The organism is Mesorhizobium sp. B2-2-4, from assembly GCF_006442375.1.
Classification (GTDB): domain Bacteria; phylum Pseudomonadota; class Alphaproteobacteria; order Rhizobiales; family Rhizobiaceae; genus Mesorhizobium.
Genome location: NZ_VFWB01000004.1, coordinates 91,103 through 115,044, shown reverse-complemented (window position 1 = coordinate 115,044; position 23,942 = coordinate 91,103). Strand labels below are relative to the sequence as shown.

Below are 23,942 nucleotides of genomic sequence, written 5' to 3'. Positions count from 1 at the left end.
CGCTTGCCTTTTGAAGCTACGTTACAAAGCCGTCTTCCTGCGAAGCTAGTGGCTACATCAAGCCGGCTCTAGCGAAGATGTCTCTCGCGGTCCCCGCAGTCGAGCGCGCACCGGATGCCCGTTGGCAGCGCAACGCAAAAGGCGTCTGATAGAATTCTTTTGTGGCTGGACGTCGCGATGGATGAGACGTGCGTTGTCGATGATCTTGGCATGGTACATCTTGAGATAACAGTTGTGACTGGCTCTGACGCGCGGTTTGCCGCGTTGAAGTCGTTTCCAGCGCCTGCTGCGTCTGGGGCATGAAGCCGTCGCGTTGTCGCCCTAGCTGCTCCCGGACTAAAGAAACTCGGCCTGCCGGCCGTCTGCCCGGAGACGCAGCACGTGTGCCCGGTGACGGCGCTTTCGTTCATGATCGCGATCGACGATCCGTCATGTTTCCGCCGCTCGCGTGACGTTGTGGCCTACTTCGGGCTGATGCGACGCTGGCAGTCCGGTTCCACGATCGACGTCCAGGGACGCATCTCGAAGGCCGGCGACGCCGAAGTGTGGCGTGCGTTCTACGAGGCAGCGTCGGGACTGATGACGCGCTTCAGGGGCTCCGACAAGGTCGAGAGCTGGGCCAGGCGATCGCCAAACGCTCCTGCCACCGCAAGGCCTGTGTCGCTGTAGCGCGCAAGCTGGCGGTGATCATGCAAGTGATGTGGAGCGACGGCTACGCGCCCACATCATGGATCGAAGCCTCGCTCGGAGCGCATCGATGAGCGGCGCGACGGCTGTTCAAACGCATGGCGCCAGCACGCTGACGGACGCCATCTGAACAAGGAAATCCGCCCCGGCGTATGAGGATCGATGCAGACCAGGAACGACGGAACGCACGTTATCCTGACGGCGGCCGCACCGATCGACAGACGGCCGGACCGCGCTCGATTGTCTGTGACGATGCTCCGTCAGTCCGCTGAAAAGTGCGCCACGCCGGTTCCTGTGCTGCAAAAAAGCAGCGCTGCTACCCCGTCGCAGAGCGCGGAAGACTGCACGGCGCATCGGAACTCAACGCCAGACTATGGAATCGCAACATTGATTATAGAATAGTGTATTATCGTAGATTGGAGGAGAAACGACGAAAGAAGCCAAGTCTCTCGAAGCACGACCGATTAAGACGGCAGGATAAAAGGGCGCACATTGTGCTCCGGTCGGTCGGCTGTTTTTGCTTGGATTTTGTGCGCCCTCGGCACATTGTGAGGTTTTGCCGCAATGTGCGCTCCGATCCGAAACAATTGTTTAAACTCAACAATTTACAATGTGCTTCACAATCGGCGTTTGCGATTGTCCACGGATATTTGGAAGTGGTTCCGCACCGCCGCGAGGTTAGGCCCTGGATGGCTGCCGCGTTGTCATGACGGCAGACTGCACCCTTGTCGACATGGCATCTTTGACCGGCAGTCCGCGACCTCGATCGCCCAAGGTGCGAACGTTGGACCGGTTCCATGGATGGATAAGCCCGACGGCGACGGTCCTGCTGCTGGTGTCGATGCTCGTGCTTCTGGTGACCAGCGTGCTGATCTCCAACTCCCTGTCTTCAATCCTATCGGCCTCTGGCGGGTTCACGGTGCGCCAGATCCACGTCGCGGCGTCCTACTGGGCGGTGATCCTGGTGGCGATCCATCTGGGACTACGATGGCCGATGCTGATGGGGGTCGCATGCGGATGGTTCGGCATCACGCGTCCGAGCAACGTACGGATCTGGTCGCTTCGGCTCGCCACGGCACTCATTGCCGCCAACGGCCTGTTGAGTTCTCAAGCCCAGGCGCTGGGCACTAAGCTATCCATGCAGATGACGCTCGACTGGTGGAATTTCGAGGGGTCGAACGCGGGTTTCTTCCTGCACTGGCTGGCCATCGCAGGTCTGTTCATCGCGCCCACCTATTATTTGAAGCTGGGCCTGGCCAGCCTCTCGCGCACCCGCTCGTCAAGGTCCCCGGTAGCGAAGCACCTCGACCAATAGCGTGAGCGCGGGCGACGGATGACGCCGGCTTGGGTAGTAGAGGTGATACCCCGGAAAATAGGGGCACCACTCTTCCAGCACCCTTATCAGGCGGCCTCCCGCGATGTGTTGCAGCGCCTGGTCTTCCGGCACGTAGGCGAGCCCCAAGCCGTCGAGCGCCGACTGGATGCGGATCGTCAGGCTGTTGAAGATCAGCTGGCCATCTGGGCGAACGTTCACCTCGCGCCCCTCGCGCTCCAGGCCCCAGGTTGCCAGTCCGCCATAGGTGGGCATCCTGGTCGTGATGCAGTTGTGGTCCGCGAGGTCCTGGGGCTCACGGGGCGGCGGATGACGATCGAAATAGTCGGGCGAACCGACAAGCGCCATGCGCATATGGGGTCCGATCCGGACCGCGATCATGTCCTTGGCAACCTGTTCGCCCATTCGCACGCCTGCATTGTAACCCTCGGCGGCGATGTCGGTCAGGGCGCTTTCGACGATTATCTCGACTTTGACATCCGGGTAGTCCGGCAGGAATTTGCGCAGCGCCGGCTGCAGCACGCTTACGGCGGGATGTTCGCCCGCGGTGATCCGCAAGGTTCCGGCCGGCTTGTCGCGAAGTTCCGTCAGGGCCGCAAGTTCCAGCTCGATCTCGCCCAGCCGCGGCGCCACGGTGCGCATCAGGCGCTCGCCCGCCTCGGTGCACGAGACGCTACGCGTGGTACGCGTCAGTAGCCGAATGCCGAGCCGCTCTTCGAGGCTGCTGATCGTCTGGCTGAGCGCGGACGGCGAAACGCGCAGCTTGGCGGCGGCGCGGGTAAAGCTCTTTTCCCGCGCGACGGCGGCGAAAGCGGCCAGATTGTTGAAGTCCATGCTCATTCGTTAGCTCACCTAAACACCGCATGCGAATTATAGCGCGTTATCGCAGAGTTCGACACGCACTATCTTGGGCCTACCGACATTGATGCTGCACCGTCGCCCCTCCGGCCATCGCGGCGCGGCGACCCAGACCTGGAAGGAACCGAGACATGACCGCCGACAGCAGGATGAAGATGAGCCGCAGGAGCCTCCTCAGCGTCGCGGGCGGCCTGGCCGCCGCTCCACTCCTCGCGGCAGGTACCGCGCCCGTCCTGGCTCAGTCGAGTGGGACTGCAGCAGCCGCAGGCAGTTCGTCGCTTGGCACGCGGACGCTCGGTACGATCGAGGTCTCGAGCGTTGGCCTAGGTGTCCAGAATATGCACCGGACCTATGAAACGACCGTCCCCCATCGCCCTGAGATGATCAACCTGATCCGCACGGCGTTCGACCGGGGCGTTACGTTCTTCGACACGGCGGAAGCCTATGGCCCGCATGAATGCGAGCGAATTCTTGGCGACGCCATTACGCCTTTCCGAGACAAGGTCGTAATTACCTCGAAATTCGGCTGGAACATCGATCTGGAGACCGGAGAGCGCCGGCCGGGGCTCAACAGCCAGCCCAAGCATATCAAGCTCGCCGTTGAGGGTTCGCTCAAACGCCTCCGGACGGACCACATCGACCTGTTGTACCAGCACCGCGTCGACCCACAGGTGCCGATCGAGGATGTCGCTGGCGCGATCAAGGACCTGATGGACCAAGGCAAGATCGTGCACTGGGGTCTGTCTGAAATGGGTCTCAAGACGCTCCGGCGCGCCCACGCGGCCGTACCGCTGGCCGCAGTGCAGAGCGAGTATTCCATGCTGTGGCGCGGCCCCGAGCAGGATGTTCTGCAGCTTTGCGAAGAACTCGGCATCGGCTTCGTCCCGTGGAGCCCGCTGGGTGTCGGCTTTCTGACCGGCGCCATCGACAGCCGCACGCGGTTCGCCGAGGGGGATATTCGTGGCATCGAAGGCCGTTTCGCTCCGGAGAACCTGCCGCATAATCTGGCCCTAGTCGATCTCCTAAAAAGCTGGGCGGAGCGCAAGCAGAGCACACCAGCACAAATCGCACTGGCCTGGCTGATGGCCCAGAAACCTTGGATCGTACCGATCCCCGGCACCACTCAACTCACTCACATGCTTGATAACATCGGTGCGGGCGGGGTGCGGTTCACCTCCGAGGAAATCGCGGAACTCAATGCGGCGGTGCGAGTAATACAAGTTCAGGGTGCGCGCCTGCCGGATGCGGTCCTAGCCTACTCTGGCGTTGAGGCGCCCGCGAAGAACTGAGTGCACCATCAGTCGCAGGAAACCATTTATGCGGACCAGAACGCCGGGCATCGCGCTGAACGACCGGCCTCCAGCCTGGATTTACCCTCATGACCAGTATCGACATTCCGACCCGAAGAGACCTCCTGATGTCATCGCTGCTCCTGCCGCTTGCGATGGGGACTGGAGGCTCGATCTCGCCGGCCACAGCCGCACCTCGTGCAGGGAGTAGAACGCTGGTCGCCTACTTCTCCCGCAGCGGCAACACGCGCACCATCGCCGGGCTCCTCAGCCGCGATCTCGGTGCCGATCTGTTCGAGATTGAACCGGCGACACCCTATCCGGCTGACTACTTCGCGACCGTGGAGCAAGCAAAGCAAGAACGCGAGCGGAATTATCTGCCGCCGCTGAAGGCTATTGTTCGCGACCTCGCCTCCTATGATGCGGTCTATCTCGGTTTCCCGGTGTGGGGCGGCTCTGCCCCCTCAGTCATCCGCTCCTTCCTTGCGGCTCACGACTTTACCGGCTTGGCGGTCGTGCCGTTCAACCTGCACGGCGGCTTCGGGTTGGGAGACAGTCTCGAGGTCATTACCCGCGCGGCGCCACAAGCGCGTTTTGCCGAAGGCTTCGTGATGGAAGGGCTCCAGGAACGACGCACGACGGAAAGTGTTCGGAAGTGGCTCACCAAAGTGAGCATCGACAAATAACGGAAGTGCGTAGCAGCTCTCCGTCCCAGCCTCATCTATCGAAAGGATATGAGAATGAACATCCCCGCAGTGACACTGAACAATGGCGTACGGATGCCGAGCCTCGGGTTCGGCGTCTTCCAGGTGCCGGACCCAGCCGAGTGCGAACGCAGCGTCCGCGACGCGATCGATGTCGGATATCGGCTACTCGACACTGCGACCTCCTACGGCAACGAGGAGGCGGTTGGCGCCGCAATCAAGAACCACGGGATCGACCGAAGCGAGCTGTTCGTTACGACCAAGCTCTGGATCGAGGACGCGAGCTATGAAGGCGCGAAGGCCGCCTTCGACCGCTCGATGGACAAACTGCAGCTCGATTATCTCGATCTCTGGCTGATCCACCAGCCCTATGGCGATGTCTACGGGGCGTGGCGAGCAATGGAGGAACTGCACCGCGCCGGCCGCATCCGCGCCATCGGCGTCAGTAACTTCTATCCCGATCGCCTCGTGGACTTCGTGCTCCACAACGAGATCATCCCCGCGGTGAACCAGATCGAGATCCATCCTTTTCACCAGCAGGACGATGCGCAGAAGATCCTGCAGGAATACAAGGTTCAGCCCGAAGCTTGGGGGCCGTTCGCCGAGGGCAAGAACGGGCTGTTCTCAAATGACGTGCTCCAGTCCATCGGCCGTAAGCACGGCAAGAGCATCGCTCAGGTGGTGCTGCGCTGGCTTAATCAGCGGGGCATCGTCGCCATCCCGAAATCGGTGCGGAAGGAGCGCATGGCGGAAAACTTCGCGATCTTTGATTTCGGGTTGGACGACGACGATCTCGCCAAGATCGCTACGCTCGACCAGAAGGCCAGCAGCTTCTTCGATCATCGTGACCCTGCTATGGTCAAGCGGCTGGGGACCCGGAAGCTATCGGCTTAAATCGCCCCAATGGAGCGGCCTCAGACGTTCCAGGCATTAGATCCGGCTGAGCTTCCGCTTTTGTGCGGCAGCGAAAGTGCACGACCGTCCACCGTGGGGCCGGAAGCGGAATGTCGGCTTCCAAGCTCGGAATTCTGGAATCGGACATTCACCGGGCGCAGTCCGTCGGGGTAGTTAGATCTTTTGTCGAACGAGCTGCCGGGGCGCTCCTATTCCGGCTGAGCGGGAGCCAACTCCATTGTGCACCTCCCGAAAATTGTGCCGATCAGGAAAGGATAGCTCATACTGTGCCGAGTTAGAGCGACATGTTTGAGTGCGGTTTTGTTCGTCACGCCTTAAGACGGAGTGCCTCGACAAGAAGAGCGAAGGCTGCAGTGTGCTGGCGTCGGCTGGGGTAATACAGGTGATAGCCCGAGAAGGGTTGGCACCAGTCTTCCAGCACCCGGATCAGGCGTCCGTCTGCGATGAACGGAGCGACCTGGCTTTCAAACGTATATGCTAAACCGAGCCCGTCGAGAGCGGCAGCCTCGAGCATTTCCCCGTCATTGATGACGAGTGGGCCATTCATCCTGACTTCAAGTTCCTCACCCCCTTTCTCGAACTCCCAGGCGAAGAGCCCGCCGCCGGTCTTCTGTCGGTAGCTGATACCTCTGTGTTCCCCAAGTTCGCGCGGTGTCTTCGGAACCGTTCGGTTCGCAAAATACGACGGTGAGCCTACGACCGCCATCCGCAGGTCCGGGCCGATCCTTATTGCCACCATGTCCTTCTGGACCTGCTCGCCGATCCGGATACCGGCGTCGAATTTGCTTGCAACGATGTCAACTAGACCCTCGTCCAGGCTCAATTCCACTTCGATATCCGGATACTCCAGCAGGAGTTTGGCGAGGACGGGCCACAGTACTGATTTGGCGGCATACCGGAATGTCGTCAGACGAATGAGGCCAGTGGGCTTGTCGCGCAGGGCGGTGACGGCGGCGATCTCGCTTTCGATGTGATCGAAGGCCGGTCGTAGGCTTCGCAGCAAGCGCTCTCCAGCTACGGTCACGGACAGGCTGCGTGTGGTGCGTGAGATCAGCCGTACTCCCAGGCGCTGTTCCAGCGTTCTGACAGCGTAACTGAGCGCCGACTGCGATAGGCCGAGCTTTGCTGCGGCGCGTGTGAAGCTGCCTGCCTCTGCTACGGCGATGAAGACTGCCAGCTCGCTGAAATCTCCGCGCCTCATTTATCAATCCCATTTCTAACTTCATGCGGATTATAGCGGCTAATCATATCAAGTCCTATCCCCTATTTCATCCTGGACAACGAACGAGCGTCGAAAGGGAACGCCTGTGGACACCACACGACAGATATTCGAGCCGTTCCAATTTCGGAACGGGTTGAGCCTCGACAACAGGATTGTGATGGCGCCGATGACCACATGGTCGGCCAACGACGACGAAACGGTCTCTGACGCGGAGATCACGTACTACCGGCGTCGGGCGACTGGCGTCGGGCTTGTGCTCACTGGCTGCACTCATGTGTTGCCCGATGGCATCGGCTTTACCGGCGAATTCGCCTCCTACGACGACCGTTTTACTCCAAGCCTCTCTCGGCTGGCGTCAGCGGCCAAAAGCGGCGGGGCCTTGGCCGTCCTGCAAATCTTCCACGCTGGGAACAAGGCCGTGCCGGCGCTTATTCCTGGCGGCGAGGTCGTCAGCGCCAGTGCGCTCGAAGTCCCGCCCGGCCCCTTCAATCCGGGCGGCGTGAAGACACGTGCACTGACGAATGACGAAATCCTCGCGATCATTGCCGCCTTTGGCGAGGCGACACGACGGGCTATTGAGGCGGGCTTCGATGGCATCGAACTGCATGGTGCCCACGGATTTCTGATCCAGAACTTCTTCTCGCCTCTCTACAATCAGCGTGGCGATGAATGGGGCGGCACTCTCGAAAATCGGATGCGTTTCCCAATTGCCATTGTGCGCGAGGTAAAACGAGTAGTCGCGGCGCACGCGGACCGCCCCTTCCTCTTGGGCTACCGGGTGTCACCCGAGGAAGCCGAGCCAGGCGGCTTGCGTATCGCTGACACGTACGAGCTGATTGAATGTCTTATCGACGAAGGTGTGGACTACCTCCACGCATCGCTGACGAGCGTTCTCGAGGCAAAGCCTATAGAGGCGCCCGAGGGCGACACTATCGCTGACCTGATCACGCACCGAGCCGGCGGGCGGGTTCCGGTCGTTGCCGCCGGCCAGGTCAGAAAGCCTGGGCAGGCCGAACTCGCCCTGCAAAGAGGCCTCACGCTTGTCGCGGTTGGACAGGGGCTGGTGATGAACCCGGAGTGGGTCGAGCTGGCAAAGAGCGGCCGCGAGGATTTGATCGAGACCGAAATCCGGCCGTCGAGCGTTCCGGGCGTCGATATTCCAGCGAAACTATGGGGTGTGATTCAGTCCGCCACCGGGTGGTTCAAGATCACCGCCGCGACGGACGTGCCAAAAGCCAACGCAGCATAAATTGAAAAGATACCGGTCAGGAAGGATACGGCTATGGGTAGAGTATGGATGATTACCGGCGCTGGGCGAGGCATGGGTCTCGACTTTGCCAAGGCGGTCTTGGCCATCGGTGACAGGGTCGTTGCGACCGGTCGTAACCCGGATCGGGTCGCCAAGGCGATCGGGCAGTCGGACAATCTTCTGGTCGTCACGTTGGACGTGACCAAGCCGGCCGACGCCGACGCCGCGGTGAAGGCAACCCTCGACCGCTTTGGTCGCCTCGACGTGCTCATCAACAATGCGGCGGGGTTCTATGCGGGCTATTTCGAGGACCTGACTCCAGCCCATATCGACCTTCAGCTCGCGTCCACCCTGACCGGGGCCATGAACGTCACCCGGGCGGTCCTGCCGGTGATGCGCGCACAGGGTTCCGGCAAGGTCATTGCAATCTCATCGACGGCAGGCCTGGTCGGCTTCGAGTTCTGTTCTGCGTACGCCGCGGCCAAATTCGGCGTGGACGGTTGGATCGAGTCGCTGCAAGCCGAGGTGGCGCCGTTCGGCATTGAAACCATGATCGTGAACCCCGGGTTTTTCCGCACAGAGCTACTGACGGACGAATCCACTCAGTATGCTCCGTCTTCCGTTAGCGACTACAGCGAACGTCGCGCCCAGCAGATAACGGGCTGGAAAGCCGCGAACGGTCAGCAAGTCGGCGACCCGGCCAAACTCGCGCAGGCGTTGATCACTCTGGTCGACAAGCCGGAGCTGCCCCGTCGGTTCATCGCCGGCGCCGATGCTCTTGGCATGGTCAGGCAGAAACTCGCTCTGCTGCAGCAGCAGGTCGATGCCCATGAGGCGCTATCCAGGTCACTGGCCTTCGACAGTTGAACGTCGCATCCAGCACTGCCGTTGTGGCAGGTCTATTTATGAGCGCCATTGATAGGCCCATGCGAATTCTGGGGCTAATCCGAATGCCGCGCCCATGCTCTCCTGAGGGTTGACCTTCGGCAACCGGCCAACGACCGAATTTCGGAATAGACGTTCCCTTTCCGACTGACGCCGCCAGGCTTCGTCGGTCCGATCAGCTTCGCGTCCTAATCCCGCCCGCCACTCGAGGAGACGACATGTCAGAGCCCCGACAGCTAGCCTTGGACATCAACAGCCGCCGCCACCAGTTCAATCTCGATGTGCGCGTGACCTTGCTGGACGCACTACGCGAGCATGCCAACCTGCCCGGCACGAAAAAAGGCTGCGATCATGGGCAGTGCGGCGCATGCACCGTCCACGTCAACGGTGAGAGGGTATTGAGCTGTCTGACCCTCGCGGCCCAGGTCGAGGGCCGTCAGATCACAACGATCGAGGGCCTGCAGACAGCCGACGGTGTGATGCACGCGGTTCAAACCGCCTTTATCGAGCACGACGCCTTCCAGTGCGGTTATTGCACCCCAGGCCAGATCATGTCGGCTATTGCCTGTATTCGCGAAGGCCATGCAGGCACCGACGACGACATTCGCGAATACATGAGCGGCAATATCTGTCGCTGCGGCGCTTACCCCCACATCGTCGCCGCGGTGCGCGATGCCGCCAGCCGCCTCAAGAAGGAGGCAGCACTATGAGAACGTTCGAGTATCTCCGCGCCGAAGACGCCGCGACGGCGGTTGCCGAGGCTGCCAGGCCCGAGACCCTTTTTCTCGCGGGCGGCACCACGCTCCTTGATTTGATGAAACTCAATGTCGAACGCCCTGCCCGCGTGGTGGACATCACGCGCCTTTCCGGGCTCGACACGATCGAGGTGTCCGCGGATGTCATTCGTATCGGCGCGCTCGCCAAGATGAGCAAGGTCGCCGACCACGCCGATATCAAGGAGGCTGCGCCGGTTCTCTCCGAAAGCCTGTGGCGTGCCGCCTCAGCGCAGCTGCGCAACATGGCGTCCATCGGCGGCAACCTGATGCAGCGAACCCGCTGCACGTACTTCCGCGACCCCGGTGCTTATTCGAACTGCAACAAGCGCAATCCCGGCTCCGGATGTGCAGCGCTCGAGGGTGTCAACCGCAATCACGCGGTGCTCGGCACCAGCGACGCCTGTATCGCCATCTATCCCGGCGATTTTGCTGTTTCACTCGTGGCATTCGACGCCACTGTCATCGTTCGGGGAGCTTCCGAACGCAAAATTCCCGTCGACGAATTCTTCCTGCTCCCGGGCGATACCCCGCATCTTGAGCATGAGCTGTCGCCAGGCGAGATGATAGTCGCGATCGAGATCCCGCGTTCGGCCGCGTTGAAGCGCTCCCATTATCTCAAGGTCCGCGATCGCGCGTCTTATGAGTTCGCGGCAGCCAGTGCCGCCGTTGGAATCGAGATGGAAGCGGACGGCAAGACGATCCGCGATGTGCGCATTGCCGTTGGCGGCATTGCCACCAAACCCTGGCGCCTGCGCGCTGTAGAGGATTCGCTCAAGGGAAAGACCCTCGACGAGGCGACGCTCCGTACTGCTGCTGCAGCCGCCGTCGATGGCGCGAAGTCGAGCGGACACAATGCGTTCAAAATCGAGCTGGCACCGAAGGTCGTGGCACGCGCCCTGATGACGGTAGGAGATATCGCATGACACATGGCAACGAGTTCGAACTCAACCGGCGTACCGTCATGAAACTCGGAGCAGGCGCAGCCGCTGTGGCCACCGCTGGGGTTAGCTTGTCGGGCGAAAAAGCTTTTGCAAGCGATCCCACTAAATCCAAGGGCTCTGTGCTCGGTGCGCGTCTGTCGCGCGCCGAAGGCCCGTTGAAAGTCACCGGGCAGGCCCGCTTTGCGATCGAGCAGAAGCTGGAGAACCTGGCCTATGGCGTTACCGTCCAATCAACGCGGCCGGCAGGGCGTATCGTCAATATCGATATGGCGGCCGCCAAGGCTCTACCGGGTGTCCTGGACGTCTATACCGCGCAGAATTCCCTGAAGCTCAACAAGCCGACCGTGTACAGCAAAGGCGGCGGAGCCACCGAGGAATTTACCCCAATTCAGGACGATGTTGTCCGTTTCAACGGCATGCATATCGCGCTCGTGGTCGCTGAAACCTTTGAACAAGCAACGGAAGCGGCAAGCCTTCTCAAGGTCGAATATGAGGACAGCGACCCTATTCTCGACATCAACGATCCCAAGGCAAAAGCGCAGCTCATCGACCCCATGGGTGCTGCTTGGGGCGATGCGGCGATAGCCCTGGCCAATGCGGAGGTCAAGGTTGACGTCACTTACACGACATCGCGGGAATACAATTTGCCGATGGAGCCGCATGCCTGCATCGCTTCCTGGGAGACGGGGAAAATCACCGTCTGGGAGCCCAGCCAGTGGGTTGGCGGGGCTCGAAGCGTCGTGGCCGAATGGCTCGGCATCGACATCGAGAATGTGCGGGTGATCTCGCCTTACGTCGGCGGCGGGTTCGGCTCCAAGATCGGGGCACATCCGCATGTGGGGCTGGCTTGCGCGGCCTCGCGCAAGCTTGCCAGGCCCATCAAGGTTTCACTCACTCGACCACAGACCTTCACCGGCCTTGGCGGCCGACCGGCAACTCGGCAGACCCTCTCTATCGGCGCCTCGAAGGACGGAAAGATAAGCTCGATCGTCCATGAGAGCTGGAACGAGACGGCGATCGACGAAGTCCATATCGAGGCTTGCAACAATGTGACGAAAATCATGTATGCGACGCCGAACTTCTCGTCACGTCTCAACGTCGTGCCGGTCAATACGGTCCAGCCTGGCTGGAAGCGGGGGCCCGGCGAAAACCCTAGTGCCTATGCCCTGGAAAGCGCGATCGACGAGCTGGCGTACGCGCTCAACATGGATCCAATCACCCTGCGCCTTGCCAACTGGGCAGAGGTGGATCCCAGCAACAACTTGCCGTGGAGCACTCGGCGGTTACGCGAAGCCTATACCGTCGGCGCGGAAGCCTTCGGCTGGTGGAACCGGAACCCGGCCCCTCGCTCGATGCGCGAAGGCCGCGAGTTGATCGGTTATGGAATGGCCGCCGGGTCATACCCCATGATCCGTACCGCGAGCGAAGCCAAGATCGTACTCCATGCCAGTGGACAGATCGAAATCCTCAGCGCGGGCACCGATATGGGAACGGGGACCTATACCATTCTCGCCCAGACAGCGGCTGACGCCTTGGGCGTTCCTGTCGAGACGGTCGCGGTGCGGCTTGGCGATACCATCCTTCCCAGATCGGCGCTCGCTGGCGGCTCTCAGCAGGCCAACAACCTGACAGGCGCGGTGGACAAGGCGGCCAAGAATGCACGCGATGCCTTGCTGGCGCTTGCCGCATCCGATCCGAAGTCGCCACTGGCAGGCTCGAAGGCGACTGACCTTACGTTCGAAAACGGCTCGGTGCGGCCGGCCCGTCGACCGAACGGCGGCATCAGCACAGCGGAACTGTTGAAGGCAGTGGGCAAAGACAAACTGGAAATCGAGGGCAACACCTTCGCCCTAGGCGCCACCGAAGAGATGAAGAATGGGGCCGACCGCAGTTTCGCCCAGTTGAAGGGCGCCGTGGAAGGAGGCGTCTCGACCCATAGCTGGTGTGCGCATTTCGTGGAAGTTCGCATCGATGAGGATTTTGGCACGATCCGTGTCAAGCGCATGGTCTCGGCATTCGACAGCGGCAGGATCTTCAATCCGAAGCTTGCCGAAAGCCAGTGGATCAGCGGTATGGTGATGGGTCTCGGGCAGGCTCTCCTGGAAGAAGGTTACGTCGACCAGCGGGACGGACGCACCGTCAATGCGAATTTTGCCGACTATGCCGTCCCGGTCAACGCCGATGTGCCCGACATCCAGGCGATCTCGGTTGGCATTCCGGACATGCAGGCAACTGCTCTGGGGGGCAAAGGCGCCGGCGAGATCGGTGTCGTGGGGGTCGCCCCTGCAATCGGGAATGCGGTCTTTCACGCCACCGGCAAACGCATTCGAAGCCTTCCGATCACGATGGAGAAGCTCGCGTGAGTTCGAACGATGCGCCTCTCCTGGGATTTCGGACGCGCTGCCTTGGCCTTCTTCCTGCACCATGTCGCCATAGTCGGCCTGTTTGCCTGCCTGTCACACTATTCCTCGAAAGCCCTGCAACGACGGCGTGGCAGGCTTGACCAAGTTGACGGCTTGATCCTGGCGAAAAACTCCGCCGACCACACCTGTGAGAAACGGCACGCAAAGGCTCTGGAAAGGTCCTGACCCCCAAAATCCAGATTTCACGATTTATAGATACTCCGCGCAGTGCTGCGTTTATGCATATGGCCAAAGGCGATGTCTGGTTTCAGGAAGACACTAGCTGATCTCTACGGCCGGCATGAGGCGCAAACCCGCCGCTCGCTCGCTACGGCGCTGTTTACGGCGCGCTCGCGAGCGGCTACGCGCGGACTTATTCTGACTGACTGCCGTTCGCTTTGCGAATGAGTGCTTCCGGCTCCATTCCTAACACATCGCCGATGCGCCCAAGCACACTTGCTGAAACATCAGCGCGTTCAATGGCATTTATATAGGGGCGATCAGGCCGGAGCGCTCTGGCAATTCCTGTTGCGTCATGTGCCGCCTGGTTCTGGCTTACCGGCTGTCTTAGAGCCTAGACCAGCCTCGACAAGGCGGCGGAAAGCCTCCGATCTGGTGGGAAGATCGGGCTGATTTCGGCGCCATTCGTCAATGCGGGCAAGCAAGTCACTCGTAAGCCGCAGTTCGAAGCGCTCAGTTTTGTTATCAATAGCATCAGGCGTGTTTGACAATGACTATGTCCGTAATGTACGGTATGTACGTAAATTGTGGTCTGCGCTTTGCGGCCGAACAACGTGCTCGAACACGTCGCTCGGCCTGACCACAACCCAAGCTGTTTGGAGCTCGGATCATGGTTGATTCCGACAATACCACGACTTTGCCTTTCGTCATCGGCCGCCAACGCGATGAGCTCGAGAGGCCGGAGCCCCAAGGCACAGATTCCGCTTTGAGACTATGGAGCGAGTGGCAACGAGCTCGATATGCCTCATTGCTGTTGTGTCGAATTCAGCAGCGGGTGGAGGCGCGAATGATCGCCAATACCGGAATTCAGGTATTGACTGCGGGCGAGCCGATGCCGCGGCAACTGTCAGTGTCTACTACGGGTCTGGACTCTGAGCATCTGATAGCTTGCGAAGCCGAGGTCTTTGCGATGACCGAAGCCCTAAAATTTCAAGATTCGGTCCCTGACGTCGCGGCTACGTCGCTCATCGGCGTCATCGCCAAGTTAGAAATGATCATTGGAGCCGATCGAGATATTGGTGACCCTACCGACTTCCCGTGGCCGCACATAACTTCCGTACTGCGCGACTTAAAGGCGATCGCGGGAGGTTGGCCGGCTGGTCGCCGGAGCCGAGCAAGGACGCGGAGCGATGTCGCCAAGCATTGGGAGTCCGCAGTCAAGCTGGTCGCGGCGCTGAAAGCGGAAGGCGAAGCGGAGTAGTGCAGCGGTGTAACCGACTTCCGAGACGCCTTCTGAAGTGATGGTGCTCCTGGATGTGAGCATCAGGACGTTCCCACTTGTCGCCTGCAGCCCAACCTTAAGGATCGAGACGAAACCGCACGACGCAAGTCATTGCACGCTGTGGTCCTACTTCATGAACTTCGTGCTTTCCCTAGCCGTCCGGCGGCCTCCGATAGACGGTCGATCCACCATTGGGAGAGCGACCGCGATGGCTGAAGAAACCAGGACCGGCCCACAGGCTTTAGTTCCGGCGAACGACAACGGTGAACTCGCCAACCCCGAGGGGCGCCCAGAAAACAAGGCGGCCAGGCTGGATCAGGTCGTGCTGGATATCGCCCGGCTGATCGGCCGGCAGCTGGCGCGGGAGGCATTCGAGGCAGGGCTGGCGGCCAACGACAATCGTCCGGGCCGCCGAGAGGGAGAGGGCAGGGAGCCGGATGGCAAACCCTTTGAGGACAGGAGAGAGGATCCGCCGCCATGACCCGTGTTGCAGTCTATGCCCGCTATTCGTCCGACAACCAACGCGAAGCCTCCATCGAAGACCAACTGCGTCTTTGCCGAGAACACTCATCCAAAGAGAGATGGACTGTCGTTGGGACCTATGTCGATGCTGCCATCTCTGGTGCAAGCATCGTTCGCCGACCAGACATTCAGCGGCTCCTGAGTGATGCTCAAAGCGGGCAGTTCGAGATCGTCCTTGCCGAGGCGCTTGATCGCCTCTCACGCGACCAGGAAGATGTGGCTGGTCTCTTCAAACGCCTGCGCTTCGCCGGCGTCAACCTCGTCACCCTCTCCGAGGGTGCGGTTGACGAACTTCATGTCGGCCTCAAGGGAACGATGAACGCGCTCTTCCTGCGTGACCTTGCGGTTAAGATCAGGCGCGGACAAAGCGGACGAATATTGAATGGATATGCGGCTGGTGGCCTTTCCTATGGCTATCGCGTGGTCAAAAAGCTTGATGAAAGCGGCGAACCGATCCGCGGTCTGCGCGAGATCGATGAGCATCAAGCCCAGGTCGTGCGCAGAATCTTTCAGGAGTTCGCGGTTGGTCGATCAGCGCGTGCGATAGCTGCTGACCTCAATAAGGAAGGTATCCCATCGCCCTTTGGTGGTGCTTGGGGCGCCTCGACGATCAACGGCAATCTCAAGCGAAGAAGCGGCTTCCTTTACAACGAGATCTATATTGGGTTGCTCGTTTTCAACCGTATCAAGATGGTGAAGGATCCAGAAACCGGCAAGCGCATCTCGCGGCCGAACCCGCCCGAAACGTGGCAGGTCATGGAGGTCTCGCATCTGCGCATCGTGGATGATGCGCTATGGGAAGCAGCCCAAGCTCGCAAGAAGCTGTATGGAGGTGCGAAGCTCCATCATCGCCGACGGCCGAAACATTTGTTCTCAGGGCTCGTACGGTGCGGCTGCTGTGGCGCTTCCTATACCGTGAAGAATCAAGACCAACTGGCCTGTGCTGCGCATCGTGAGAAAGGTACCTGCACCAACAGCAGGACGATCCGTGTTGGCGACCTCGAAAAGCGTGTGCTTGCTGGCGTCCAGCGGCGATTGCTGGCGCCAGATGCTATCGCGGGCTTCCTTGCCGAATATCACGCCGAGCAAAAGCGGCTGAATGCGATGAACCGCCAACGGAATAAGGAAGCTGAGAAGCGGCTCATCGGCATCGACAGGCAGATCGCCAATATCGTCGATGCCATTGCCGACGGTGTCTCGACGGCCAGCATGAGATCGAAGTTGCTGGACCTCGAGAGCGAGAAGGAAAGTCTAGCGCGAGAGCTTCAAGCCATGGCGGCCGCTGAAAGCGTCGTGGAGTTTCACCCGATGGCGGTCGAGGCTTATCGTCGGAAAGTGTCAGAACTCCAGGGGGCGCTGCAATCCGACGAAAGCGAGCGTCACGAGGCAGCGAGGATTGTCCGCTCGCTAGTTGCGAAGATCGAGATCATTCCGGCCGAGGGCAGGGGGCAGATTGAGCTAAAGGTCCACGGCGCGCTGGCGGAGCTCCTCAACCTGGCAAACCGCAAACCAGGAGAGGCGCCTAACGCTGTATTGATGGTAGCGGGAGAGCGCTACCGCTTTCCCCCCACTCAGAAGACTGCAGTATTTTGTACGGTGTTGGGCGTGATGGACCTGTCTTGGTGCTGCAAAGACTGGTGGGGAACGGGAAAGTCTGACCCGAAGCCGACGAACGTTTCCACGACGCGAACGACAGCTTCGCGCCTCCAATCGGTCGTTCGGGTGACCCCGCCCTTCTCCAGAAGCGGATATCGCTGGTGTCAACGCCACGGGCGAGTTTGCGCCAACCGCCGACATTTGCGCGGGACGCAGCGAGCGTCGCGATCCGCGGGAAAGCTGTGCATCGGGTGTCTGTGATCTGTCGCGAAGAACAGCGGCAATAAATGTTCATCGGCCTCCATTTCGTTCGCATCCCGCCCTGGCTCCTATCCCGTAGATCCGGGCCTGCAACGATACCCGCGCAGATTGTTGTATTATGGTAACAGGCCCCGACAAAGCGGCATCATAATCACGTCATAGACAGCTCATTCGCCACCTCTGCGGGGACGACAGCTTTGGGTTGAGTTAACGTGCGCGAACGCGGGTGACGGGCTGGCGCGGGTGGCGACTTTTGATCGCCTCCGCGCCTCCGCTGGTCTTGGGGACGACAGGCTTTCGGGGGGCCGCCTTCATCGGGTCGGGAATGCCGAAGCCGGACATAATGGAGGGGCTCATGCCTCGGAACCTGTCCTGGCGCACCGCGCTTGTAAGCTCCACTGCACTTGTTTCCTTGACCGCAACGCTGGTCGGCCCGCTGGCGTTTTCGGCTCCAGCGCTGGCACAAAGCGGCGGCACGGGTGGTGGAAACTTCATCGACGGCGACAGCGTGGGTGGACCTGGCGGTGCGAGCAAGGCGACGACTGCCGGCGTGAATGGCGGGAACGGCCAAACGAACACGGCCGCCGGCGGTGGCGGTGGTGGTGGCACGACCGGCGGCACCGGTGGCACCAGTCAAAATGGCGCTTTTGGCGGCACCGGCGGCGTCTCGGGGATCAACAACGGCAACGGCGTGAGCGGCGCGAATGCCGACGCCTTTCTAACCTTCAACGGCGGCGGTGGTGGCGGTGGCGCGCACGGCCACATGGTGACGACGAATTCCAGCGTGTCCAGCCCAATCGCTGGTGGCAATGGCGGAAATGGCGGCAATGGGCTTGGTAGCGCAGGCGGAGGCGGCGGCGCCGGCGGCTATGGCGTGGTGGTCGAAAATGGCGCGACTGTCAGAGTCGACGCCTCAATCACCGGTGGCAACGGTGGCAACGGCGGAATTTCTCAAAATCCGTTTGGCGCCAACGGCGGCGATGGAGGTATCGGACTTGCCACGGCGGGCGCCTCGACAATTACCAACGGCTCCACAATTTCCGGCGGCAACGGCGGCAACGGCGGCAACAACGTCGGCTGCTGCTCGACGCAAACGATCCCGGTGCTCGGCGGTCATGGCGGCAATGGAAGCGCCGGCGTTTCGCTTGTCTCCGGAGCCACATTCACTAACCTCGGGACGATCACCGGCGGCAATGGCGGCAGCGGTGGCAACGACAATGCGGCTCCCACCACGGGCGGCAATGGCGGCAATGGCGGGATAGGCGTCACCGGAAGTGGCGCAACAATTAGCAACAGCGGAACAATCACGGGAGGTACTGGCGGCGTTGCCGGGACCGGAGGCACCAATGACGGTACGGCTGGGTCCGCCGGCTTCGGGGTGAGCGGAAGCGATCTGACGATTGTCAACAGGGGCTCGATTTCGGGCGCATCCGGGACCAACGCGATTGTCTTTGCTGGCGGTGCCAACACACTGATGCTTGAAGCCGGCTCGATGATTACGGGCAACGTCGTCGCCTTCAGCAGCGCCGACACCCTAGCATTGGGCGGCAGCGCGAATGCCAGCTTCGACGTCTCACAGATCGGCGTGGCCGCTCAGTACCAGGGCTTCGGCGTGTTCTCGAAGACAGGCACCAGCATTTGGACACTGACGGGAGCAACAGGCACGGTGACACCCTGGACCATCAATCGGGGCACGCTGTCGATCTCCTCCGATGCCAATCTCGGCGCCCCGTCGGGCGGGCTTACCTTCGACGGGGGTACGCTGCGGAACACGGCGGCCCTCACGACAGCGCGAAACGTCACGCTGAACGCAGGCGGCGGCACCTTTTTGACTGGGGCCGACCTCACCGCCGCCGGTGTCGTCACAGGCGGCGGCTCCCTCATCAAGACCGGCGCCGGCACGCTGACGCTGTCCGGTGCCAACAGCTACACGGGTGGCACGTCCATCCTGAACGGCACACTGCAGGTTTCAGCCGACGCAAATCTCGGCGCCGCCTCGGGCGGGCTGGCCTTCGACGGTGGCACACTGCAGAATACGGCGGCGCTTGCAACGGGACGCAGCGTCACGCTTGAGGCTGGCGGCGGCATCTTCCAGACCGATTCGAATCTCACCGTGACCGGTGCGATCTCCGGCTCCGGCAGCCTGACCAAGGATGGCGCGGGCACGCTGACGCTCACCGGCTCCAACAGCTACCAAGGGAACACGCTTATCGAGGTCGGTACACTTGTCGGCAATGCCGCATCGTTCCGCGGTAATATCGGCAATGACGGCACGGTGGTGTTCGACCAGAATGGCAACGCGACTTTCGCTGGCGGTATCGGCGGCTCGGGGAATATGGTGAAGGACGGCACTGGCACACTGGTTCTCGCCGGCATGAGTACGCTCGACTGGTCCGTCGATGCCGGCGACCTCGTCAGCGCGGGCGAGCGTTTCGGCGGCGATGTCGCGATCGGCTCCGGCGCGTCGTTCACGTTTGAGCAACGTGCGAATGCAACCTACGCCGGCAGCATCTCGGGCGCCGGCGACTTCCTGAAGACAGGTGCGGACCTTCTGGAAGTCACCGGCAATTCCGCTGCCTTCGCCGGCGCCACGACCGTCGATGCTGGTACGCTTGCGGTCAACGGAACGCTCGGCGGCACGATCGATGTTCTGGCGAACGGCCGTTTGCAAGGCAACGGCACGGTTGGAACCACAACGGTGGCGGGCACCATCGCACCAGGCAACTCCATTGGGACGCTTACGGTCGACGGCGACTACACCCAGCTTGCCGGATCCACCTATGAAGCCGAAATCGACCCGGACGGCAGTTCCGACCTGATCGATGTGACCGGTGCTGCCGGGATCGAGGGCGGCACCGTCTTTGCGCTCAAGGCGCCAGGCGGCTACGACACCGGCACCCGCTACACCATCCTGACCGCCGCTGGCGGCGTTACCGGCACCTATGGCACACTTGACCAGAACGCGCCTTTCGTCGACCTTTCGCTCGCCTACGATCCAAACGCCGTCTATCTCGACGTAGCCCGCAACGACGCGTCGTTCTGCGATGTCGCAATCTCTGCGAACCAGTGTGCGGTCGGCGATGGCGCCGAGGGCCAGGGGCCTGGCAATCCGATCTATGACGCGATCGTCGGCTTGCCCGACGAGGAAACGGCCCGGGATGCCTTCGATCAGCTTTCTGGTGAGATACACGCTTCGATAAAGGGCGCCATGCTGGACGACAGCCGCTTCGTGCGTGAGGCGGCAACGAACAGGGTGCGGGCCGCCTTCGGGGATGGCTCTGGATCCTCCATGCCGGTGCTGGCTTATGGGCCGGATGGTTCCGCCCTGACGCCTGAGGAACAGGCGCTGGTGCGAGAAGGCAAGAGCGCGCGCTATAGTGCTCCAGGGGCAGCGCCCGCTCCGGCCGATACGGAGCGCTTTGCGGCGTGGGGGCAGGCCTTCGGTTCATGGGGAACATGGGACAGCGATGGCAACGCCGCTTCGCTTGACCGCTCGACCGGCGGCTTCCTTGTCGGCGCAGACGGAATGATCGCCGAAAACTGGCGGCTGGGCCTGCTTGCCGGTTACAGCCGCAGCTCGTTCGATGTCGATGATCGCGCGTCCTCCGGCGACAGCGACAATTACCATCTCGGTGTTTATGGTGGCGGCCAGTGGGGCGCGCTTGGCCTGCGGGCCGGTGCGGCCTACACATGGCACGCCATCGAGACGGCGCGCTCCGTCAGTTTTCCCGGCTTCACCGACCGTCTCACCGCCGACTACGACGCCGGCACGGCTCAGGTCTTCGGCGAGCTCGGCTACCGGATCGACCGCGGCTCCTTCGCCTTGGAGCCTTTTGGCAATCTCGCTTACGTCAACGTGCATAGCTACGGCTTTACCGAGGATGGCGGGGCGGCCGCGCTCACAGGCGCCAGCGGTACCACCGACGCCACCTTCACCACGCTCGGCCTGCGTGCTTCGACCGAGTTCGGGCTTGGTGGGATGAAGGCCACGGCGCGCGGCATGCTCGGCTGGCGACATGCCTTCGGCGACGTCACGCCGCTCGCCGATTTTGCCTTCACCGGCGGTGAGGCCTTCACCGTCGCCGGGACACCGATCGCTGAGGACGCGCTCGTGCTCGAAGCTGGGCTTGATCTCGCCCTCTCGGAAAAGACCTCGCTCGGCCTCTCCTATTCCGGCCAGATCGGCGACGGCACCAGTGACCACGGGTTCAGGGCGGATCTTTCCGTGAAATTTTGATCGGTGGCGGAATCTTTGAAGGCTCCTATTGCCAGCGAAATTGGCATTCGCCGCGAATGCTTGGTCGTCAGGATCGGGTCAATTCGTTGTTACGGTTCCAGTAGACTTAATGTCGGCAATTTTCGTTGCGAAAGCCAGAAGCTGACCGTCAGCTCGCGGCTAACGAAGATTGTGATGCTTAGATGTTGAACTTCAATTCACCGGCAGGACAGGCAACATTTCGCCGGTGTCATATACACGATCGCACCGCGTGGCGCCGAAGCTACCTGAAGGTAGCGCTGCATCTGCTGGACATACGCAGCGCGGTGCAGGTTTGTGTCGCTATCGCTCTTGGACGTCAACCGTCCCGACGCCACCAAGGCACATGTCCTCGACGCCGCGCGCGACGCTGCTTTTTCAGGTCTGACAGCCCCACTGCCGCCTCTTCGCCGGCGGCCAATGGCGGAAGCCGCCGAGCAGTTGCTCGCCAGAGCCGGATGCCTGCCTTCTGTCTTGGGGACCCAGGAACCTGTGGTGGTTGGTGAACGGCAGGAAGGTTCAGATGTCAGTTCGGCGAACGTTGCCGAACTGGAGCCGGAAGTCCCCGAGCCGGCCAGGATGAACGGTGCGCGCTCCGACAGCAGCGCTTTGGCCGGGGGGCGAACCCTTCAACATCGCCGCCGAGTAAGCGCGACGGCCGGAGCTGCCGCGCGGTTCCGGCCAGCCTGCTGTTGGAGAATTTTCCGGCCGCGCATTGGCGCGCGGCCGGGGACCTCGACCTAAGAACGGCAGCAATGAGAAGCTGATGATCTTGGCATGAGACACCGTCGCCCAACAGGACAGCGCGTTACCATCAGACGAGATGTATCGTCATTGAATGATCAGCCGTTCACCGAGTCCTTGAGAGCCTTTGCCGGCTGGAAGACGATCTTCTTCGATGCGGCGATCTTGATCGTGGCGCCAGTCGACGGGTTGCGGCCATCACGTGCTGGTTTGTTCTGGACCTTGAACTTGCCGAAGCCATTGAGGCTAATTTCCTCGCCCTTGGCAGCGGCTTCCGCAATGCCCTTCAACACATCCTCGACCACGGATTTCGCTTGGGTTTTTGACAGGCCGTGCGCGTCTGCAAGGCGTTCGGCAATATCGATCGTGTTTACAGCCATCGTTTCCATCCCTTCTGAGTTGATTCAACGATTGGCCTTATGGCACAGGCAATTCCACATTGTCATCGCGTCAAGGAACGGAATGCGGTGCGAACCAACGCTCAAGCCAGGAATTTCCACCACTCTGTCGCGAAAGTCACGCAGCGCATCACCTCGGCATCAGACGTCCGGCGTGGATGCGACCCGTCCCACCAGTGCCTCACCGTGTGTGAGGCGTGACCGCAGCGGGATCATTCAGCCATACGGTGGAGGATCAGGTGTGACGCGGCTATGGGCAGCGCTCTAAGTGCCATTGCGCTCCAACAGGCGCTTCTCGCGGGTGGTCATGCGCTAAAGATCTGATCCTCACCAACACTTCAACGACTGACATCGACGCGCGGCCGGCTGCGATCTCTACGCAATGTCGCATCACATCCGTGGCTTCAGGCTTTGGCTTTGCCGGCGAAGCACTCGACAATGTTCCACACCTTTTCCAACTCCTCGACTGCTGCGACATCGATATCGGAGGAGGCGACATGGGCGCCAAGCGTGGGCCGGCTCTGCACAGTCCTGTTCTAGCGAGAAAGTGATCTTTACTTGCCGGTGAACGGCACCGATCAAAACGGGTGATATTCCAGCGCGTATCCACCAAGCCGTACGGTGCGAATGATATCGCCATGTGAGGAATGCTTGAGCGACTTGCGCAACCGGCTGATATGAACATCCACCGTGCGCGGACCGACATAAACATTGCCCGGCCAGGCCACCGCAATCAACTCGTCGCGGCTGACCACTTTTTCCGGGTTCTCGAGCATATGACGCAGCAGCCTGAACTCTATCGGTCCCAGTAGAATTTCTCTGCCGTTGCAACGCACGTGATGGCTGTCGACCTGCATTTCGACGTCGCCATATTTCAGCGACATGGCAGGCGGGGTCCGTACGCCGGGTTCTGGACTGGTTCCAAGTTTGAAGTGCAGGTAGTCAAGCAGCTTAGACGGCGCCAATGGCCTCACGAAACTTTCGTTGATTCCGGACTTCAACAACGCCAGATGCTGGTTCTCGGCACCAGCTGCAATCAGCGCAACGACGGGGAGGGCGCTTGTCCGGGCGTCCTGCCTGAGTCGGGCACAGTTGTCGGCCATACGATTGTCTGGCCGGCAATCGAGCACACAGGCCCGCACCGTTGTCTCGGCTGCCAATTCAAAGATTTCATCCACGTTGCTGGTCAGCGCACTGGTGAATCCGTCCACGGCAAGAATGTGGCTGAGCACGAGATAAAACTCCGCGTCATGCGTGCATATCACGATGAGTGGCTTCATAGTCGCGGTTCAGTTCTCTCAGGCGGCGTGGCGCAATGCCCGTCTCTTGGCACACCCCAACTGCCAGGCAACTGCCGGATTTCCGAAACGTCTCCGGTTTTCAGTCGATTGGCTTCGTGCCTCGCAGGACCTGCGATACGGGTCACCAGTCGGCCCTCAGGCG

18 protein-coding genes and 1 pseudogene are annotated in these 23,942 nt (G+C 61.1%); 14 read left to right on the top strand and 5 right to left on the bottom strand.

Annotated elements, in window-relative coordinates; all coding sequences use genetic code 11:
• The first annotated feature begins 148 nt into the window (after positions 1–148).
• Positions 149–761: pseudogene (locus FJ959_RS11520) on the top strand (transposase).
• A gap of 710 nt (positions 762–1,471) precedes the next feature.
• Positions 1,472–2,002, top strand: a complete 531-nt coding sequence (locus FJ959_RS11515; protein ID WP_246678967.1) for a DUF4405 domain-containing protein — start codon at positions 1,472–1,474, stop codon at positions 2,000–2,002.
• Here the strand turns inward: FJ959_RS11515 and FJ959_RS11510 are convergent.
• Positions 1,967–2,854 carry a LysR family transcriptional regulator gene (locus tag FJ959_RS11510; protein WP_140630317.1) on the bottom strand — a complete coding sequence of 296 codons (888 nt, stop codon included), beginning with the start codon at positions 2,852–2,854 and terminating at the stop codon, positions 1,967–1,969. The genes FJ959_RS11515 and FJ959_RS11510 overlap by 36 nt on opposite strands.
• Before the next feature lie 155 nt (positions 2,855–3,009).
• Here FJ959_RS11510 and FJ959_RS11505 point away from each other — a divergent pair, with 155 nt between their 5' ends.
• The 3 genes from FJ959_RS11505 (at position 3,010) to FJ959_RS11495 (ending at position 5,765) form a co-directional block, all read left to right on the top strand.
• The gene (locus FJ959_RS11505) at positions 3,010–4,167 is read left to right on the top strand and encodes an aldo/keto reductase (RefSeq protein WP_140630227.1); all 1,158 of its coding nucleotides are present in this window, start codon (positions 3,010–3,012) and stop codon (positions 4,165–4,167) included.
• Between the two features lie 89 nt (positions 4,168–4,256).
• Positions 4,257–4,853 (top strand): flavodoxin, encoded by a 597-nt coding sequence (locus FJ959_RS11500; RefSeq protein ID WP_140630225.1) that lies wholly within the window; start codon positions 4,257–4,259, stop codon positions 4,851–4,853.
• Positions 4,854–4,901: 48 nt separating this feature from the next.
• A complete protein-coding gene (locus tag FJ959_RS11495) occupies positions 4,902–5,765 on the top strand; it encodes an aldo/keto reductase (protein ID WP_140630222.1) in 864 nt (287 codons plus the stop codon).
• A gap of 328 nt (positions 5,766–6,093) precedes the next feature.
• On the opposite strand, the gene FJ959_RS11490 is transcribed toward FJ959_RS11495, so the two are convergent.
• The gene (locus FJ959_RS11490; protein WP_140630220.1) at positions 6,094–6,987 is read right to left on the bottom strand and encodes a LysR family transcriptional regulator; all 894 of its coding nucleotides are present in this window, start codon (positions 6,985–6,987) and stop codon (positions 6,094–6,096) included.
• Between the two features lie 106 nt (positions 6,988–7,093).
• On the opposite strand from FJ959_RS11490, the gene FJ959_RS11485 reads away from it, so the two are divergent.
• The 9 genes from FJ959_RS11485 to FJ959_RS11440 all read left to right on the top strand — a co-directional run bounded on the left by FJ959_RS11485 (position 7,094) and on the right by FJ959_RS11440 (position 21,339).
• Positions 7,094–8,257: an NADH-dependent flavin oxidoreductase gene (locus tag FJ959_RS11485; RefSeq protein WP_140630217.1), complete on the top strand. Its 1,164-nt coding sequence runs from the start codon at positions 7,094–7,096 to the stop codon at positions 8,255–8,257.
• A gap of 33 nt (positions 8,258–8,290) precedes the next feature.
• Entirely contained in the window at positions 8,291–9,124 is an 834-nt protein-coding gene (locus tag FJ959_RS11480) for an SDR family oxidoreductase (protein WP_140630214.1), read from the top strand.
• A 236-nt stretch (positions 9,125–9,360) separates the two neighbouring features.
• Complete coding sequence (locus FJ959_RS11475) at positions 9,361–9,852, top strand: (2Fe-2S)-binding protein (protein WP_140630211.1); 492 nt, start codon at positions 9,361–9,363, stop codon at positions 9,850–9,852.
• The gene (locus FJ959_RS11470; protein WP_140630208.1) at positions 9,849–10,841 is read left to right on the top strand and encodes a xanthine dehydrogenase family protein subunit M; all 993 of its coding nucleotides are present in this window, start codon (positions 9,849–9,851) and stop codon (positions 10,839–10,841) included. The genes FJ959_RS11475 and FJ959_RS11470 overlap by 4 nt, the downstream gene beginning before the upstream one ends.
• A complete protein-coding gene (locus tag FJ959_RS11465; protein ID WP_140630206.1) occupies positions 10,838–13,222 on the top strand; it encodes a xanthine dehydrogenase family protein molybdopterin-binding subunit in 2,385 nt (794 codons plus the stop codon). The genes FJ959_RS11470 and FJ959_RS11465 overlap by 4 nt, the downstream gene beginning before the upstream one ends.
• An 889-nt stretch (positions 13,223–14,111) precedes the next feature.
• Positions 14,112–14,702, top strand: a complete 591-nt coding sequence (locus FJ959_RS11455) for a hypothetical protein (protein WP_246678969.1) — start codon at positions 14,112–14,114, stop codon at positions 14,700–14,702.
• Between the two features lie 229 nt (positions 14,703–14,931).
• Positions 14,932–15,204: a hypothetical protein gene (locus tag FJ959_RS11450; RefSeq protein WP_140630203.1), complete on the top strand. Its 273-nt coding sequence runs from the start codon at positions 14,932–14,934 to the stop codon at positions 15,202–15,204.
• Positions 15,201–17,102: a recombinase family protein gene (locus FJ959_RS11445; protein WP_246678970.1), complete on the top strand. Its 1,902-nt coding sequence runs from the start codon at positions 15,201–15,203 to the stop codon at positions 17,100–17,102. The genes FJ959_RS11450 and FJ959_RS11445 overlap by 4 nt, the downstream gene beginning before the upstream one ends.
• Positions 17,103–17,457: 355 nt before the next feature.
• The gene (locus tag FJ959_RS11440) at positions 17,458–21,339 is read left to right on the top strand and encodes an autotransporter domain-containing protein (protein WP_140581361.1); all 3,882 of its coding nucleotides are present in this window, start codon (positions 17,458–17,460) and stop codon (positions 21,337–21,339) included.
• An 860-nt stretch (positions 21,340–22,199) separates the two neighbouring features.
• Here the strand turns inward: FJ959_RS11440 and FJ959_RS11435 are convergent.
• The 3 genes from FJ959_RS11435 to FJ959_RS11430 form a co-directional block, all read right to left on the bottom strand.
• Positions 22,200–22,481, bottom strand: a complete 282-nt coding sequence (locus FJ959_RS11435; protein ID WP_095089546.1) for an HU family DNA-binding protein — start codon at positions 22,479–22,481, stop codon at positions 22,200–22,202.
• Positions 22,482–22,903: 422 nt separating this feature from the next.
• Positions 22,904–23,026: a hypothetical protein gene (locus FJ959_RS32475; protein ID WP_263493742.1), complete on the bottom strand. Its 123-nt coding sequence runs from the start codon at positions 23,024–23,026 to the stop codon at positions 22,904–22,906.
• Between the two features lie 51 nt (positions 23,027–23,077).
• Complete coding sequence (locus FJ959_RS11430) at positions 23,078–23,779, bottom strand: response regulator transcription factor (protein ID WP_140499732.1); 702 nt, start codon at positions 23,777–23,779, stop codon at positions 23,078–23,080.
• Positions 23,780–23,942 lie beyond the last annotated feature (163 nt).